The 1,431-nt window shown below is 74.8% G+C and carries 1 pseudogene; it reads left to right on the top strand.

Annotated features, from left to right (window positions below):
* Positions 1-172: 172 nt before the first annotated feature.
* Positions 173-1,431: pseudogene (locus tag BHU15_RS35395) on the top strand (hypothetical protein); the annotation flags it as partial.

Genomic DNA, 1,431 nt, shown 5'->3' with positions numbered 1-1,431 from the left:
CGCCGCCACGCAGTGCGTCCCGGTCGTCGAGCAGCAGGCAGAGTGCCGCGATGCGATCGGCGCGGCGGCGTTCCGCGCGCACGCTGTCCGGTGCTGTCATGGCGTCAAGTGTGCCCCGGTCGGGCAGTGTTGGCTCGCGCTTGCGGATGATGAGTGGTGGGAGGGCGTCAGGGTGAGTGTGACGAGTCGGGAGCGCCTGCTGACCGCCGTGGCCGATCGCGTGACACGGGTGAACCAACACGGCGACGGGACCCTGCTGTTCGGTGCGGGGGCCGACGCCGAACTGGGGGCGTTGCTGCGCGGCTGCGACCTCCGTACGGACATGGAGGCCCGGTACGTGGCCGGTTGGCTGTTCTGGTTCCGCTGTGTCTCGCTCGGCGAGGGGAAGGGCGCGGAGGAGGGCAGCTCGGCGGGCATGCTGCTGTACCCCGTCTGGGCGCGCGACCGGAACGCCGTGCCGGAGGAGTTGGCGACGATCTGGGCCGCACAGCCCCCGGAGTCCTGGCCGGACCCGGCGAACGCCGACGGGCCGGAGGAGTGGAGTCTGGTGTGCCTGGCCGCCACGGCCGCGAGTGAGGGCCGTCAACTGCCGGGCGCGCCGGCCGAGATGGCGAAGGCGTTCGAGCTGGCGGGCGCCACGTCCGACGTCACGCGCGCGCAGGCGATCGGCGCGGGACGCCTCGCCGTGCTCGCCACCGACGACGACGACCCCGAACGCGCCGTCCGGGTCGGTTGGCTGTCCGAGGCCGTAGCCGCGGCGGCCGGGGCCTGGGGAGACGACGAGCTGCGGGAGGAGTCCTCGCGCCTCGCCGACGAGGCGTTACGGCTCCAGCGCCGCGCCCTGCGGCGCACCCCGGCCGGGCACCCCGAACGGCTGCCCCGGCTGAGCGATCACGGGCTGTCGCTCGTGCGGCGCTACGAGCACACGTCCGGTCCGCGGGATTCGGAGGATCTGGAGGAGGGCATCGGGATCGCCCGCGACGTCGTCGCCCAGACGGCCGGCGACCACCCCGACCTCCCCCGGTACCGGTCCATCCTGGCCAGGGCGCTGAGCCTGCGGCTCGACCGGTCGGGCGGCACCGTGGCGGAGTTCGACGAGGTGGTCGAGCTGTACCGGCGGGCCGCGCCCGGCGACCCGAACGGCACCGGCGCGGGTCTGGCGAATCTCGGGGGCGCGCTCCTCAAGCGGTACGAGGTGACCGGCGGGCTGCCCGACCTGGAGGAGGCGATCACCGTGCTGTCCCGGTCACGCCGGGAGACCTGGGCCGACCCGGGCGAACGCGTCCGCGCGGACCAGCAGTTGGGGCTCGCCCTGCGCACCCGGCACGCGCGCGTCGGAGACGTACGCGATCTGGAGGAGGCACGGCGTCTGCTCGGCGGCGACCCGCCGGACACCGGCGAGACGCCGGGCCGCGCGGTTCAGCGGCTGGT

It is taken from the genome of Streptomyces niveus (assembly GCF_001723055.1).
Lineage (GTDB): Bacteria > Actinomycetota > Actinomycetes > Streptomycetales > Streptomycetaceae > Streptomyces > Streptomyces niveus.
This window is presented reverse-complemented; position numbering and strand designations above follow the sequence as displayed.